Annotated in this window: 13 protein-coding genes and 1 pseudogene; 9 read left to right on the forward strand and 5 right to left on the reverse strand. The window is 47.5% G+C overall.

Going from position 1 to position 15,895, the window contains the following annotated elements; all coding sequences use genetic code 11:
• On the reverse strand, nt 1–72 hold a 72-nt coding region (locus ACHHZ7_RS14350), incomplete at its 3' end, for an IS1 family transposase (protein ID WP_001568368.1).
• 55 nt (nt 73–127) lie between these two features.
• Here ACHHZ7_RS14350 and ACHHZ7_RS14355 point away from each other — a divergent pair.
• From ACHHZ7_RS14355 to ACHHZ7_RS14370, 4 genes and pseudogenes are all read left to right on the forward strand, one after another.
• A pseudogene (locus ACHHZ7_RS14355) lies at nt 128–1,288 on the forward strand (TnsD family Tn7-like transposition protein); the annotation flags it as partial.
• Nucleotides 1,289–1,299: 11 nt separating this feature from the next.
• Nucleotides 1,300–2,226: a hypothetical protein gene (locus ACHHZ7_RS14360; RefSeq protein WP_000262423.1), complete on the forward strand. Its 927-nt coding sequence runs from the start codon at nt 1,300–1,302 to the stop codon at nt 2,224–2,226.
• A 352-nt stretch (nt 2,227–2,578) separates the two neighbouring features.
• Nucleotides 2,579–2,878, forward strand: coding sequence for a helix-turn-helix transcriptional regulator (locus tag ACHHZ7_RS14365; RefSeq protein ID WP_001097216.1), 300 nt, complete (start codon nt 2,579–2,581; stop codon nt 2,876–2,878).
• Between the two features lie 563 nt (nt 2,879–3,441).
• A complete protein-coding gene (locus ACHHZ7_RS14370) occupies nt 3,442–5,268 on the forward strand; it encodes an AAA family ATPase (protein ID WP_045625981.1) in 1,827 nt (608 codons plus the stop codon).
• Between the two features lie 168 nt (nt 5,269–5,436).
• Here ACHHZ7_RS14370 and ACHHZ7_RS14375 read toward each other — a convergent pair whose 3' ends face one another.
• The 4 genes from ACHHZ7_RS14375 to silR form a co-directional block, all read right to left on the reverse strand.
• A complete protein-coding gene (locus tag ACHHZ7_RS14375; protein WP_000647571.1) occupies nt 5,437–5,787 on the reverse strand; it encodes a DUF305 domain-containing protein in 351 nt (116 codons plus the stop codon).
• A gap of 147 nt (nt 5,788–5,934) precedes the next feature.
• Entirely contained in the window at nt 5,935–6,366 is a 432-nt protein-coding gene (gene silE, locus ACHHZ7_RS14380) for a silver-binding protein SilE (RefSeq protein ID WP_000790485.1), read from the reverse strand.
• Nucleotides 6,367–6,610: 244 nt separating this feature from the next.
• The gene (gene silS / locus ACHHZ7_RS14385) at nt 6,611–8,092 is read right to left on the reverse strand and encodes a copper/silver sensor histidine kinase SilS (RefSeq protein WP_000555736.1); all 1,482 of its coding nucleotides are present in this window, start codon (nt 8,090–8,092) and stop codon (nt 6,611–6,613) included.
• The gene (gene silR / locus ACHHZ7_RS14390) at nt 8,085–8,765 is read right to left on the reverse strand and encodes a copper/silver response regulator transcription factor SilR (RefSeq protein ID WP_000697968.1); all 681 of its coding nucleotides are present in this window, start codon (nt 8,763–8,765) and stop codon (nt 8,085–8,087) included. The genes silS and silR overlap by 8 nt, the downstream gene beginning before the upstream one ends.
• Before the next feature lie 189 nt (nt 8,766–8,954).
• Between silR and silC the strand changes: the two genes are divergently transcribed.
• From silC to ACHHZ7_RS14415, 5 genes are all read left to right on the forward strand, one after another.
• Nucleotides 8,955–10,340 (forward strand): Cu(+)/Ag(+) efflux RND transporter outer membrane channel SilC, encoded by a 1,386-nt coding sequence (gene silC, locus ACHHZ7_RS14395; protein WP_000475506.1) that lies wholly within the window; start codon nt 8,955–8,957, stop codon nt 10,338–10,340.
• 27 nt (nt 10,341–10,367) lie between these two features.
• Nucleotides 10,368–10,721 (forward strand): cation efflux system protein CusF, encoded by a 354-nt coding sequence (gene cusF, locus ACHHZ7_RS14400; RefSeq protein WP_001246155.1) that lies wholly within the window; start codon nt 10,368–10,370, stop codon nt 10,719–10,721.
• Between the two features lie 113 nt (nt 10,722–10,834).
• A complete protein-coding gene (silB, locus tag ACHHZ7_RS14405; RefSeq protein WP_000157620.1) occupies nt 10,835–12,127 on the forward strand; it encodes a Cu(+)/Ag(+) efflux RND transporter periplasmic adaptor subunit SilB in 1,293 nt (430 codons plus the stop codon).
• Between the two features lie 10 nt (nt 12,128–12,137).
• Nucleotides 12,138–15,284, forward strand: a complete 3,147-nt coding sequence (silA, locus tag ACHHZ7_RS14410; protein WP_000574029.1) for a Cu(+)/Ag(+) efflux RND transporter permease subunit SilA — start codon at nt 12,138–12,140, stop codon at nt 15,282–15,284.
• An 86-nt stretch (nt 15,285–15,370) separates the two neighbouring features.
• On the forward strand, nt 15,371–15,811 hold the full coding sequence (locus tag ACHHZ7_RS14415; RefSeq protein ID WP_001472465.1) for a DUF411 domain-containing protein: 441 nt from the start codon (nt 15,371–15,373) through the stop codon (nt 15,809–15,811).
• The last annotated feature ends 84 nt before the right edge of the window (nt 15,812–15,895 follow it).

Here is a 15,895-nt window from a genome sequence, read left to right on the forward strand (position 1 = left end):
AGTGCTTTTGCCGTTACGCACCACCCCGTCAGTAGCTGAACAGGAGGGACAGCTGATAGAAACAGAAGCCACTGGAGCACCTCAAAAACACCATCATACACTAAATCAGTAAGTTGGCAGCATCACCCTGGCGCATCAGCTTCATGGGGTTACAACCTGCCATCGGCATCCGGTAGCGCTTGAAAGCATCCATGTCCCTTCTTCACCGCACATACGTATTGGACTGATGCCTCCTGTTTCGTATACAGAACAACTTAGCAATGAGATAGACTTCGATTTTGCTAAGTTTTGTTATGAGTCCCTAAATATAATCAGAAGAAAAGATATTACACACCCCAATTACATGGATGTACTTAAAAAGTTGAATTTATTATCATTGGATGGAAATTTAAAGAAAAATGTATTCTACGCACATGTTTATGCTAAGTGCCAGTTATTTGGGGAGGGTTCATCGGGACTTATACCAACATCCCTAACTGATTATCATTACTGGGAGCCTATACTCAAAGACAAATGTTGTCAGCATCCCACAAAGCATCTTTTGCTTTGTTATTGTTTGTTAAATACTTGCTGGCCAACGTATGCAGGAAGTCGTACTAATAAAAAGAAAGAAATCTTTAAAAGTCATAAGAAATACAGTTTTCATATAGTTGAAAATAATACTAGTGTTAGCAACCTTGGGAAGGAATTTAGTCGCAGCAGATGTTACATTAAAACACTTATTTATAAAAAATACCTGAGGGCGTTTAAGCGAAACACAAAAATTAATATATTCACTGAATTGCTTATCAAGTCTATGGCTGTAAGGGGGTTTAGTCTGGCATCCATAGCTGAGAAAAACTCATTATCGGAAGGAGCTGTATCCTCTGTAATTTCATCTTGTTACGGTTTATGCTCATGGCGTAAAAAATGTAAAAAAGATTCTTTAAGACGGCGTCATAAGCAGAAAATATTAAGATTTATACATAATCAATCCGTTTCTATAACACGAAAGTTAGTCAAAGAAAGTTGTTATGCAAGTTTCTATTGGCTAAATAAACATGAATGTGACTGGCTTAATTCCTGTCTTCCTAAAACAATACGATGCTATAAAAATAAAAGAGTAGACTGGAGCGAGAGAGATATTATCTCATCATCATTAATAAATGATGTTTTATCTCAGGGGCAGTACTCGATGTCACTTACAAGTCTAGATGCTTTACTGGGAGGGCATGGCTGGCTTTTGAAATACAGAGATAAACTACCAATGACAATGATACTTCTCAGAAAAATGGAACTAATTAAATAAGAGGGAGTTATATGGTTTACGAAAATGAATTGTGGCACAGTTTTCTTCTGCGTTCACAGATAATGTATAACTTATCCAATTGCAGGAACATAATATCAAAGCATGGCGCACTAAGGTACGATGCCTTTCCTCGTTTCGAACTGATTGATATGTACAAATTGCATAGCTTGCAGGATATATATGACATTCTTGCCACTAGAAATGGTTATATACTAACTTCCAATATAGTGTCGTTATCTTCTGGTGTTTACGGGTATTTTAACGCTGTTGAAGATGCCTGTCGGAAAAATTTTCACATAACTAATTCATATCCATTGGTAAACATCTCAAACATTCGTTACTGTCACAAATGTATTGTTGAAGATATACACTCTAAAGGCATTGGTTATCTGCGTCATAGATGGTTGTTTGAATCTAAATGTGCAGTTCATAGTACCAGTTTATATGAGGTTTGTTTTGATAACTATTTGAATGCAGTGAAAGGACTTAGTGACTTAATTATAAGTGGAATAAATCCTCATGGTTATTGTTCCCTTGTGGTTGACGTTTCAAACCCTTTCAAAAATCCAGTGTATATATTACCATGTGCACGTAATAAAATTTTAAAATGGATTTCGGACAATAAAAATATGCTGATTTACTTTCTCTTTGATCTCTTCAAATGTAAGTCGCATTCAAGTTTATCTAAGGTTATCGAAGTCAAGATAATGCATGATAGATATATTTCTGCGGTGTTCAAGATGTTAAGTGAAGTTAATTTTTGTAATTTCAACTCATTTATTTCTGATATTTTTGAGGACGTAAGTTATGCCTCTATCGGACTTGATGATTATTCTGTTAATGTGCATTTTCTCAGGCTAAGGGCTGCAGATTGTAAATTTTGCCAGTTGAATGGTAAATATTTTTGCTCACTTTACAATGTAAAACTTCTTCGCTAATTTCACTTCATTTATAAAATACTAAGAAAGCTAGTTAGATAAGGTTTTATATTTTGACTGGGGCAGGAATAAATTATCACTCATAGAGTTTCCCTGGGGGTTACCACCTGTGTATGATGCCGGTTAGCAACAACGTCTAAAAGACCTGCGATCACGTGGGTCCCTCTCCAGCAAAGGGGCAAGGGGTGCTATATAACGGTGTACTGCTTACCCAATACGGCCTTGTATTTGAAAGATGCCGCATCTTGGCAGGATTCGTATTACAGCCTATAGTCTGTTAATGAGCATTACAGCCTATATGCTGTAAATCCCTGCGTTATGCTTGTTAACTCGTCGATACGGAAGGTCACTTATGAACACTCAATACGCTTTGAAGACTTTGAATCAGTTACGTCCTGTTTTAATCGGCTTTCGCAAAGCCAATGGACTGACGCAAAAAGATGTTTCTGAACGTTTGGGTATAACACAGCAAACTTATGCCCGACTAGAGGCCAACCCTGCAAGTGCGGGTTTTGAGCGTTTGTTTAGGGTGTTCAGCGTCCTTGGAGTGGAGATCGTACTTTCATCCAGGGAACCATTGTCAGATGCAAAGCCCGAATACGGAGCTATGCACAATTATTCTTCACTTCCAGCCAGGCGGGAGAAATGGTGACGCCTGGCGCTTCCCGGTCTAATTTTTCTTCAACAAGATTAACCCCTTAGCGGCCTGAAGTATCAGGTTGCGATAGAGCCTTTCATTTCTTCTGTTATGTTAAATACACCATTTTGAGCTATTTCGCTCGGCCTTAAATTATCTCTTCATTCTTCAGTGAAAATTTTATGTCGATCACATTATCGATGAATTTAGGAAATAATCCGTAAATGAAAATCTATCTTCTTTTAAATTCATCAGTGTCAGTAGCAAATATTACGCATAAAAGAATAGTTATTATTATCATTTAAATTATAAAGCTCATGAGTCAATTCCAAAAAATATAATAAGCATTGAAATCATTACCCGTGATTCTGGAGTTTTAACTTTGCCATGTAACCAACCACAAGTTAGTTTCCGGTGTTTTGAGGGGCAGTAAAGTTCTGAAAGCGCGACCAGATCATAATCCCGAAATGTCGTTAAGATATTCTGAATAACGGTTATCCCTGCTTGTTGGCAGGCATTTGAAAATATATTTTGTATTCAGGTTGCAGCAAAACGCTTTCTTACACACAGGACTTCATATGCGGCTCAGAAAATTAAAACTGAAAAACTTCAGAGGCTACAGAAACTCTACTGAAATCATTATTGATGAAAGCATGACGGGTATTGTCGGTCGTAATGACTTTGGGAAATCAACGCTTCTGGAAGCGCTGGCTATTTTTTTTGAAACAGAAGGAATGAAGGCTGACAAGAATGACATGAACTGTTTCAGCCTAAGAGAAGGGGACGGCCGTTTTGAAATAGCCTGTGAATTTGATGACCTGCCCGATTTTATCATGATCGACGACAGGGTGCAGACCACGCTCGCCTCAGAACATCTGCTGAATGAGGACGGCAATTTTGAAATCGTCAAAACGTTTAAAGCAACGACCTCAGGAAAACCGGAGCAGACCTGCATCCGCTGCATCCACCCGGATGAGGAGCCCCTGAGAAATTTACTGGGCATGAAAATTTCTGAGCTCAAGGCGGTGGGAAAAGAAGTTGAAAAAAATGTGGCGGATAAACGCACTGCATCGTTATGGCGTCAGGCCATCAGGGAAGCCGCAGCCCCCTATACCTGTTCGGAAATTATGCTGGATGTCGATAAAGAGTTCGGAACCGACACAAAATCATTATGGGGTAAGATCCTCGATTTGCTGCCCACGTATGCGATTTTCAAAGCCGACAGGGAAAGCAGCGACGGGGATTCCGAAGCTAAAAACCCCTTACAGCAGGCCGTAAAAGACGCTCAGGCTGCGCTGCAGGACAAAATTACAGCGCTGGAAAATGAGATTCAGGACAGCGTCCTGGATGTCGCACAGAGAACGCTGGATAAATTACGTGAAATGGCCCCCGAACTCGCCAGTGAACTGACTCCACGATTTAAGGAGAAACCCAAGTGGACCTTCAATTTCATCCTGGACGGGGAAAATGGCATCCCCATCAATAAGCGCGGCAGCGGGATAAGGAGGCTTATCCTGTTGAATTTTTTTCGGGCTGAGGCTGAAAAGAATGTCGCGGGGACGCCCAGAAATGTGATTTATGCCATAGAGGAGCCTGAAACGTCACAGCATCCGAACTATCAGATGATGCTGATGAAAGCGTTACTGGCACTGGCAGGCCAGCCGCACCGTCAGATTATCGTCACCACCCATGTCCCGGCGCTGGCCGGATTAATCCCTGTCGAAGGCGTACGTTATGTTACCCGAAATGAGGCGGGTGAACCCGTAGTAAAAATGCCGGATGACGCAGTGCTGAAGGAAGCCACTGAAAGCCTGGGGGTGCTGCCAGAGACCGGTATGGAAAGGGCGCAGGGGATTGTTCTGGTAGAGGGAAAGTCGGATGTTACTTTCCTGAGGCATGCGGCCAGTTCATTAAAACAGTCAGGTGCGCTGCCAGCCTCTCTGGAGGACGTGAAAATAGTGCCAGTCCTCATAGGAGGGTGTGGTAGCGTCAAACACTGGGTTACATTGAATCTGGCCAAAGATCTGGGGCTTCCCTGGTGCGTATTTCTGGACTCCGATATTGGGGGAGACCCTGCACAGGTTCTGTCCATCCAGAAGCGTAAAAAAGAAGTAGAGGAGGCCGGTAAGGTATTTTTCGCTACGCGCAAACGTGAGATAGAAAACTATCTGTGCCCGGATCTTATCGAGGAAATTACTGGTGTAGCCGTCACGTTTACGGACACCTGTGACGCTAAAAAAATAATCGGCCGGGCTGTGGGAATGAAACCCGATAATGTACTAGATAAATTCTGGCCTCAGATGACATCAGAAAGAATCATCTCAAGATCAACCTATCATGACGGAACGCAGGAGAGAAGCGAGCTGGTTGAGATCCTGAGCGACATTGTATCCATGACGAGATAATGTATTAAATAAGCATCTCAGGTGCATATATTCCGGTCCTCAACAAAGGACCGGAGTACAGAGTAGTAAAAACCCGAAATTAATCGGGTTTGAATTATATAAAGATTAACCGACTCCCGCGCCCAGGAACGATGTAAAATCACGCTTGTCGTGACATTTCTACAATGTTTACTTTTGACTATCAAGCCATTTATTCATCTGCTCAATTTCACCTTTTTGAGCTTTAATGATGTCCTGCGCGAGCTTTCTCATTTTCGGATCTTTTCCGTATTTGAGCTCGGTCTCAGCCATTGCTATTGCCCCTTCATGGTGCGCTACCATGCCTTTCGCAAAAGCCTTGTCGGGATCGGACTCATTTACGGCAGCCATCATTTTGTCATGCATGTCTTTCATGCCAGCCATATATTCCTGTGACGAAGCCGAGGTAGACATATCAGTCATTTTCATTTCTGAATGTTCTGCTGAAATCGCTGGCAGGGATAACATTAATACTGCAAATAAAGTGTTTCTGGCTTTCATAAAAAATATCCTTTTAGCGTTGATGCCCGTTAACTGTAGCAGAATCTGATAAAAATGCCCCCTGTAGGGGGCAAAGATGTTGCCATATATCCGGTTACGGAAAAATCTATCAAGGAAATAAGGACAGCACAGATACTTCCCTCGCCGTCAGCCTGCACTGAGCATGCGACGATGCGCTTCGGCCATGGCCTGATGTGGGCCAGACTGACCGTTATTCATAAATTCATGGGCAACTGCAGCTCTTTCATGCTCATTCATTGCCGCTAATGACTTCGACGGCCCGGTAGGGGAAACGGTCTGACTTCCCATCATCCTCTGATGACTTTCCACCATTTTCTGGTGCGCATCCGCCGACCCGTTCGTCATGGTTTCATGAGCAATAATGGCCTGTTCATGCTGGTCCATACCGGCCATACGAGGTGCAGTCCCCTGGATCCCGACAGGAGCCGCAGCAGACTGCATCTGGTGAGCAGGTGCCTGTGCATTGTTGACCCGCTCATGGATATTCACGGTTTCAGTGGCCCAGGCCGAAGAAATTAAGCCAAAGCCCAGCAAGGATGCTAATACGATATTTTTCATGATAACTCTCCATTTCTTAATTAGTGATGTCCGGGGGAGTACAACCGGTGTTTTCAGTTCCATAACTGAAACAGGTTCGGAAGTGTTTATTTCTCCGGGAGGGGACTGGATATTCATTTCCTGGCGTCCACTGACGCCGGATATTGATAAAGCAATCCAGCCTTCCTGATAAGTTGCACTAATTATATCGAATGGCTTCTGTTTGCTGCATGACAGGCTAATGACATCTTTGTCATTTAAATCTTTATTCCCAGCACTGGGTGTCCGGAATCATTTTCTCCAGTCTGGGCACGGATAAGATAAAACGCGTTGAGTGTACGTCCGATTCCACCTGCACTCTTCCGTGATGTGCTTCCACGATTGACTTCACAATCGCAAGGCCGATGCCGCTGCCTTCTCCTTTTCGTTGTCTGGACGGATCCACCCGATAAAAACGGTCAAACAACCTTGATAAATGCTCTTCAGGGATTGGTTTCCCCGGATTTTCAATCACAAGGTCAAAAAAGCTCTCCTGCTCTCTTATTGAGACGGTGATTGCCTGTCCCTCCGGGGTATAACGCAGGGCATTGGATAACAGATTATTGATCGCCCTTCTGAACATTTGTGGATCTCCCTCAACCAGGCAGGGCATCCCGTTAAATTTGAGCGTGATATTGCGTTCTTCGGCCCAGGCTTCGAAAAACTCGAAGACTTTCATGACTTCCGCTCTGAGGTCAAACATGACCCTGTCAGGTATCAGCTGATTATTATCTGCCTGTGCCAGGAACAGCATATCGCTGACCATTTTGGTCATCCGGTTATACTCTTCAAGACTGGAATAGAGGACATCCTCAAGTTCCCTCTGTGTTCGATCCTGACTCAGTGCGATTTCAGTCTGCGTCACCAGATTGGTGATGGGCGTTCTGATCTCATGCGCGATATCGGCAGAGAAATTGGCCTGGCGGGTAAAGACATCCTCAATCTTTCCAATCATATGATTGAACGAGATAACCAGTTGCTCCAGCTCAATGGGAACGCGTGTCGGTTCCAGTCGCGCATCAAGATTCTCGGAGGTGATGTTTTTAATGGCATTGCTGACATTACGAAGGGGCAGGTGCCCCTGACGGACAGCGATTCGAATGATCAGAACAATCAACAGGCTTATCACGACGGCAATCGCAATCAGGTTCTTTTTCAGCGCATCGAGGTAATGGAGATGGAAATTAATGGATAGGCCAGTCAGCATGACATAGTTCTGCTGTTTGCCCTGAAATATCGCCTGACCAGAGGAGGCGATAATCCTGTATGTTTCCATCTTCATTTCGGACCCGGTATCCATCGGTCCCGCAGGATCCTCCACCGTCCAGAGAAAGACATCCCGTGCGCGGCTGTGCTCGCTAAAATCTGCTGAATTCACTGCCGGGCGTAGTGCCGCCCCCTGAGCTGAGCTAAAGAGCACTTCCCCCCTGGGATTGAGGAGCAAAAGGGCAACGTTGCGGTAGCTGGCAATTGATTCCTTTATTTTGCTTATTTTTTTATCATCCGGATCCACCGGGGACTGCAGTATACGGTTCAGTGTGGTGCTGATTTGTTGAAGATCGCTGACATCCTGCTCGGCAAAATGATTTTCAACAGAATGCAGCATAAACCAGGTGAATGCGATAAAAGCCAGTATCGTGGACAGGCTGATAAAAAAGGTCAGCCGCAGAGCGAGTGAGAAAGGGCGTCTGGAAGGTTTGCTATGCATCCGGGACCTCCAGCATGTAGCCCACGCCCCGGACTGTCTGGATCAGCTTTGTCTCGTAATCGTTGTCTATTTTAGCGCGGAGTCGCTTTACTGCGACATCGATCGCATTAGTGTCGCTGTCAAAATTCATGTCCCAGACCTGAGAGGCAATCAGGGAGCGGGGAAGAACCTCTCCCTGATGGCGAATGAAGAATTCCAGCAGGCTGAACTCTTTACTGGTGAGCACAATGCGGTTTCCGGCGCGACTGACTTTTCTGGATACGAGATCAATCGAGAGGTCAGCCACCTTAAACTGGCTTTCCGTGATCATCGTGTTTCCCCGCCTCAGAAGGGTTCTCACCCGGGCGAGCAGTTCGGCAAACGCAAAGGGTTTAACCAGATAATCGTCCGCACCCAGTTCCAGTCCTTTGACCCTATGTTCGATCGTGCCGAGGGCTGTCAGCAGTAAGACCGGCATACCCTTTCCGGCAGTGCGCAGCATGCGGATGATATCCCAGCCGTTCACATCAGGTAGCATGATATCCAGAATGACTAAATCATACTCGGCTGTCATGGCGAGATGATATCCGGTAAGACCATTATCAGCGTGATCCACTACGAACCCTGCCTCTGTAAGCCCTTTGCTGAGATATTCACCTGTTTTAATTTCGTCTTCGACGATCAATATTTTCATCTTGCTCCCCGGCTGGCTGCTAATGTCATTCTATTGCGCCCACGATCGTTATCAACGGATTACAGCAAAAATGACAACATTGTCATTATCCTGTCACCCGGCAAACAGAGAGCGTTAGGTAAAGTACCCCTATCAATACTCTGGACTTCATTTGAACCATTTACCAGGTCTGCCTGGACGAGAAGCGTTATGTTCAAATTAAAATTACTCAGCATTAGCACGATATTCATCCTGGCAGGCTGCGTGTCGCTTGCGCCTGAATATCAGCGGCCCGCAGCACCGGTACCCCAGCAGTTTTCACTGTCCCATAACAGCCTGACGCCAGCGGTAAATGGCTATCAGGATACGGGCTGGCGTAACTTTTTTGTCGATCCCCAGGTTACCCGGTTGATCGGTGAAGCTCTGACTAATAACCGTGATTTGAGAATGGCTGCCCTGAAGGTTGAAGAGGCCCGAGCCCAGTTCAACGTCACGGATGCAGATCGTTATCCCCAGCTGAATGCCTCATCCGGGATAACATACAGCGGTGGTCTGAAAGGTGACAAGCCGACCACACAGGAGTACGACGCGAGACTGGAGCTCAGCTATGAGCTCGATTTTTTCGGCAAACTTAAGAACATGAGTGATGCTGATCGCCAGAACTACTTTGCCAGCGAAGAAGCCCGTCGGGCCGTACACATCCTGCTGGTATCCAACGTTTCACAAAGCTATTTCAGCCAGCAACTGGCGTACGAACAACTTCGTATTGCGCGGGAAACGCTGAAAAATTATCAACAGTCCTATGCTTTCGTTGAGCAGCAGCTCGTGACCGGGAGTACGAACGTTCTGGCACTTGAACAGGCGCGAGGACAAATCGAAAGTACCCGCGCCGAAATAGCCAAACGAGAAGGCGATCTGGCTCAGGCAAACAATGCCCTGCAACTGGTGCTGGGAACGTACCGCGCACTTCCGTCAGAAAAAGGGATGAAAGGCGGGGAGATAGCCCCAGTAAAATTGCCACCAAATCTGTCTTCACAAATTTTGCTGCAGCGACCGGATATTATGGAAGCGGAATATCAGCTGAAAGCGGCTGATGCCAATATTGGCGCAGCGCGAGCGGCCTTTTTCCCCTCAATTACCCTGACCAGTGGTCTTTCCGCAAGCAGTACGGAGCTGTCCAGCCTGTTTACGTCAGGAAGTGGAATGTGGAATTTTATCCCTAAAATTGAAATTCCTATATTTAATGCTGGCAGGAATAAAGCCAATCTGAAGCTGGCTGAAATTCGCCAGCAACAGTCGGTGGTTAATTACGAACAAAAAATTCAGTCAGCCTTTAAGGATGTTTCCGACACGCTTGCGCTGCGCGACAGCCTTAGCCAGCAACTTGAGTCACAGCAGCGTTATCTTGATTCACTTCAGATAACTCTCCAGCGTGCCAGAGGATTGTATGCAAGTGGTGCTGTCAGTTACATCGAAGTGCTGGATGCAGAACGTTCCCTCTTCGCTACCCAGCAAACCATTCTCGATCTTACCTATTCCCGGCAGGTTAACGAAATTAATCTGTTTACCGCGCTGGGTGGCGGTTGGGTAGAGTAAATTTATTTAATTAATCAGGAAATTAAAATGCGTAATTCACTTAAAGCCGTTTTATTTGGTGCGTTCTCTGTCATGTTTTCTGCCGGTCTTCATGCTGAAACACATCAGCATGGCGATATGAATACTGCCAGTGATGCTTCGGTACAGCAAGTTATCAAGGGCACCGGTGTCGTTAAAGACATTGATATGAATACTAAGAAAATCACCATTTCGCATGAAGCAATTCCAGCGGTGGGCTGGCCTGCAATGACCATGCGCTTTACTTTTGTTAATGCAGACGATGCTATTAATGCCCTGAAAACAGGCAACCATGTCGATTTCTCGTTTATTCAGCAGGGCAATATCTCCTTACTCAAAAGCATTAACGTGACGCAGTCCTGATTGGCTGTCCGGAGCGATTACATCCTGTGCGCCTGTACATTCACATAGGTATATGTGTGAGTTAACCGTCAGGCGCATATGCCAGGTGTTTTGATTTTTTAGCGGAAAATTGTATGGCTTCTTTAAAGATAAAATATGCTGCAATAATTATCAGCAGCCTCATAGCAGGGGGGCTGATATCGGTTACTGCCTGGCAGTATGTAAACTCAGCACAAAAGACAGAAAAAACAGAACAAAAGGCACCGGAACGAAAGGTGCTTTTCTGGTATGACCCAATGAAACCGGATACCAAATTTGATAAACCCGGAAAATCGCCCTTTATGGATATGGACCTGGTGCCAAAATATGCTGATGACAGTGGCGATAAAAGCAGTGGCGGGATCCGTATCGACCCAACCCAGGTTCAGAATCTGGGATTAAAAACGCAAAAAGTCACGCGAGGAATGCTGAATTATTCTCAGACAATCCCGGCTAATGTCAGCTATAACGAGTATCAGTTTGTTATTGTGCAGGCGCGTTCTGACGGGTTTGTCGAAAAAGTCTACCCCATGACGATTGGCGATCATGTGAAGAAGGGGACGCCACTTATCGATATTACCATTCCGGACTGGGTGGAAGCACAGAGTGAATTCCTTCTGTTATCCAGCACCGGTGGTACTTCCACGCAAATTAAAGGCGTTCTGGAACGGCTTCGCCTGGCAGGTATGCCGGAAGAGGATATTCAGAGACTGCGTTCTACCCGGAGCATTCAGACCCGTTTTACCATTAAAGCACCTATTGATGGTGTCATTACTGCATTTGACCTGCGCACCGGCATGAATATTTCGAAAGATAAGGTGGTGGCTCAGATTCAGGGAATGGACCCGGTCTGGATCAGCGCTGCAGTGCCAGAATCTATCGCCTATCTGCTGAAAGATACGTCGCAGTTTGAAATTTCGGTACCGGCTTATCCGGATAAAACATTCCATGTCGAAAAATGGAATATTCTTCCCAGCGTGGATCAGACAACCCGTACGCTTCAGGTCCGTCTCCAGGTTTCTAATAAGGATGAGTTTCTCAAGCCGGGCATGAATGCCTATCTGAAACTGAATACCAGAAGCCAGGAGATGCTGCTGATACCAAGCCAGGCCGTTATCGATACCGGCAAAGAACAGCGCGTGATTACTGTTGATGATGAAGGCAAGTTTGTGCCGAAACAGATCCACGTTCTGCATGAGTCACAGCAACAGTCCGGCATCGGCTCCGGCCTGAATGAAGGCGATACCGTGGTGGTCAGTGGCCTGTTCCTCATTGACTCTGAAGCCAATATTACGGGCGCACTGGAACGTATGCGCCACCCTGAAAAAACAGAAAGCAGTATGCCAGCAATGTCTGACCAGCCTGTAAATATGCATTCAGGGCACTGAGGAGACGACGATGATTGAATGGATTATCCGGCGCTCTGTCGCCAACCGTTTCCTGGTCATGATGGGGGCCCTGTTTCTCAGCATCTGGGGCACATGGACGATTATTAACACGCCTGTCGATGCCTTGCCTGACCTGTCAGATGTGCAGGTCATTATCAAAACCAGCTATCCCGGCCAGGCCCCGCAGATTGTAGAAAACCAGGTCACCTATCCACTTACCACCACCATGCTGTCCGTGCCTGGCGCAAAAACCGTGCGTGGTTTTTCACAGTTCGGTGATTCGTATGTGTATGTCATTTTTGAAGACGGCACCGATCTGTACTGGGCCCGTTCCCGCGTGCTGGAGTACCTGAACCAGGTACAGGGAAAACTGCCCGCCGGTGTGAGTTCTGAAATCGGTCCGGACGCCACGGGGGTGGGCTGGATATTTGAATATGCCCTTGTCGATCGCAGCGGAAAACACGACCTTTCAGAACTGCGTTCTCTGCAGGACTGGTTCCTGAAATTTGAGCTGAAAACCATCCCGAACGTGGCTGAGGTCGCTTCGGTTGGCGGCGTGGTGAAACAGTACCAGATTCAGGTCAATCCGGTAAAATTGTCTCAGTATGGTATCAGCCTGCCCGAAGTGAAACAGGCCCTTGAATCGTCTAACCAGGAGGCCGGTGGCTCATCCGTTGAAATGGCCGAAGCTGAGTATATGGTCCGTGCCAGCGGTTATCTTCAGAGCATTGATGATTTTAATAACATCGTCCTGAAAACAGGCGAGAACGGCGTGCCGGTTTATCTGCGGGATGTTGCCCGCGTGCAGACCGGGCCTGAAATGCGGCGTGGTATTGCCGAGCTGAACGGCCAGGGCGAAGTCGCTGGCGGCGTGGTGATCCTGCGGTCGGGTAAAAATGCACGCGACGTTATCACGGCAGTGAGGGATAAACTTGAGACGCTGAAGGCCAGCCTGCCGGAAGGCGTTGAAATCGTGACCACCTACGATCGCAGCCAGCTCATCGACCGGGCGATTGATAACCTCAGTTCCAAACTTCTGGAAGAGTTTATCGTGGTGGCCATCGTCTGTGCCCTGTTCCTGTGGCACGTACGTTCTGCCCTGGTGGCGATTATCTCTCTGCCGCTTGGTCTGTGTATCGCCTTTATCGTCATGCACTTCCAGGGACTGAACGCCAATATCATGTCGCTGGGAGGGATAGCGATTGCCGTCGGTGCGATGGTGGATGCCGCCATTGTGATGATTGAGAATGCGCATAAGCGGCTTGAGGAGTGGGATCATCAGCATCCGGGTGAGCAGATTGACAACGCCACCCGCTGGAAGGTGATTACCGACGCCTCCGTTGAAGTGGGACCCGCACTGTTTATCAGCCTGCTGATCATCACCCTGTCCTTTATTCCTATCTTTACCCTGGAAGGTCAGGAAGGACGTCTGTTTGGCCCGCTGGCATTCACGAAAACGTACTCCATGGCGGGCGCGGCCGCGCTGGCCATCATCGTCATTCCGATTCTGATGGGATTCTGGATCCGGGGGAAAATTCCTGCAGAGACCAGTAACCCCCTGAACCGGGTACTGATCAAAGCGTATCATCCATTGCTGTTGCGGGTTCTCCACTGGCCAAAAACAACCCTGCTGGTTGCGGCCTTGTCCATTTTCACCGTTATCTGGCCGCTGAGCCAGGTGGGCGGTGAGTTTCTGCCGAAGATTAACGAGGGCGACCTGTTGTATATGCCGTCGACCCTGCCGGGTGTCTCTCCGGCTGAAGCTGCAGCGCTCCTGCAGACGACGGACAAGTTAATCAAAAGCGTTCCTGAAGTGGCCTCTGTATTTGGCAAGACCGGTAAAGCAGAGACCGCCACGGATTCCGCACCGCTCGAAATGGTTGAAACCACGATCCAGCTCAAACCTGAGGATCAGTGGCGTCCAGGCATGACGATTGACAAGATTATTGAAGAACTCGACAGGACCGTCCGTTTACCGGGGCTGGCAAACCTCTGGGTGCCGCCAATCCGTAACCGTATTGATATGCTCTCAACCGGGATCAAAAGCCCGATAGGTATCAAGGTGTCCGGAACGGTTCTGTCCGATATCGATGCAACGGCGCAGAGTATCGAAGCGGTCGCCAAAACCGTACCCGGCGTAGTGTCTGCTCTCGCAGAGCGACTGGAAGGCGGGCGCTACATTGATGTGGATATCAACCGGGAAAAAGCCTCCCGCTACGGAATGACGGTGGGCGATGTGCAGCTGTTCATCTCATCAGCCATCGGCGGCGCGACGGTAGGGGAAACGGTTGAAGGCGTGGCCCGGTACCCGATTAATATCCGCTATCCGCAGGATTACCGGAACAGCCCGCAGGCCCTGAAACAGATGCCGATCCTGACCCCGATGAAGCAGCAGATCACGCTGGGCGATGTTGCGGATATTAAGGTCGTTTCCGGGCCGACTATGCTGAAAACGGAAAATGCCCGTCCAGCCAGCTGGATTTACATTGACGCGCGCGGCAGGGATATGGTGTCGGTGGTTAATGACATTAAAACGGCGATCAGTCAGAAAGTGAAACTGAGACCGGGTACCAGCGTGTCATTCTCCGGACAGTTTGAACTGCTTGAGCATGCCAACAAGAAACTGAAGCTGATGGTGCCGATGACGGTGATGATCATCTTCATCCTGTTGTATCTGGCATTCCGCCGGGTTGATGAAGCCCTGCTGATCCTGATGAGCCTGCCGTTCGCCCTGGTTGGCGGGATATGGTTCCTGTACTGGCAGGGCTTCCATATGTCTGTCGCAACCGGAACGGGGTTTATCGCTCTGGCCGGGGTGGCAGCAGAGTTTGGCGTGGTCATGCTGATGTATCTGCGTCATGCCATTGAAGCGCACCCGGAATTGTCCCGTAAAGAGACGTTCACACCGGAAGGCCTTGATGAAGCCCTCTATCATGGTGCCGTACTGCGTGTCCGGCCGAAAGCCATGACCGTGGCGGTGATCATTGCGGGTCTGCTGCCAATACTCTGGGGAACCGGTGCAGGTTCAGAAGTCATGAGCCGTATCGCGGCACCCATGATTGGTGGGATGATCACGGCTCCGCTGCTGTCCCTGTTCATTATTCCTGCCGCCTACAAATTAATCTGGCTGCGCAGACATAAAAAAAGCGTGTCCTGAACCTGAAAGGGCACCCCCTGTGGGTGTCCTTCTTTACTGATTCACCCTGACGTCAGGGTTTAAATCGATAATATACAGAGGTGAGTATGAAAAAAGTGGTTCTGATGGCGCTGGCTCTCGGCCTTTCACTGCCCGCGATGGCGAGTGAAAAAGTGATTGATATGTACAAATCTGAAAACTGTGGCTGTTGTTCCCTGTGGGGCAAGGCGATGGAAAAAGACGGGTTTGAAGTACGAACTCACGTCATGAATGATCAGGCGCTGTCAGCCCTGAAAGAAAAGCATGCTATTCCTGCAGGACTGCGAAGTTGTCATACCGCGGTTGCCGGTAATTTGATCATTGAAGGCCATGTGCCTGCGACAACGATACATAAGGCAATGCTGTCTGGTTCAGGTATATACGGTCTCGCCACCCCCGGTATGCCAGCAGGAAGTCCTGGAATGGAGATGGGAGCCCGAAAAGAGGCTTACGATGTTATCGCATTCTCACCGGATGGAAGTAAAAAAGTCTTCCAGCGAATCGAATAGTCAGCGGAACGGCTGATAACGGGACGCCGGTAGCAGGCACTCCTGTGCCGGCGATATTCGTGGTAATCGCATCCATGACATACC

This window comes from Citrobacter freundii complex sp. 2024EL-00216, assembly GCF_043945515.1.
GTDB classification, from domain to species: Bacteria; Pseudomonadota; Gammaproteobacteria; order Enterobacterales; family Enterobacteriaceae; genus Citrobacter; species Citrobacter portucalensis.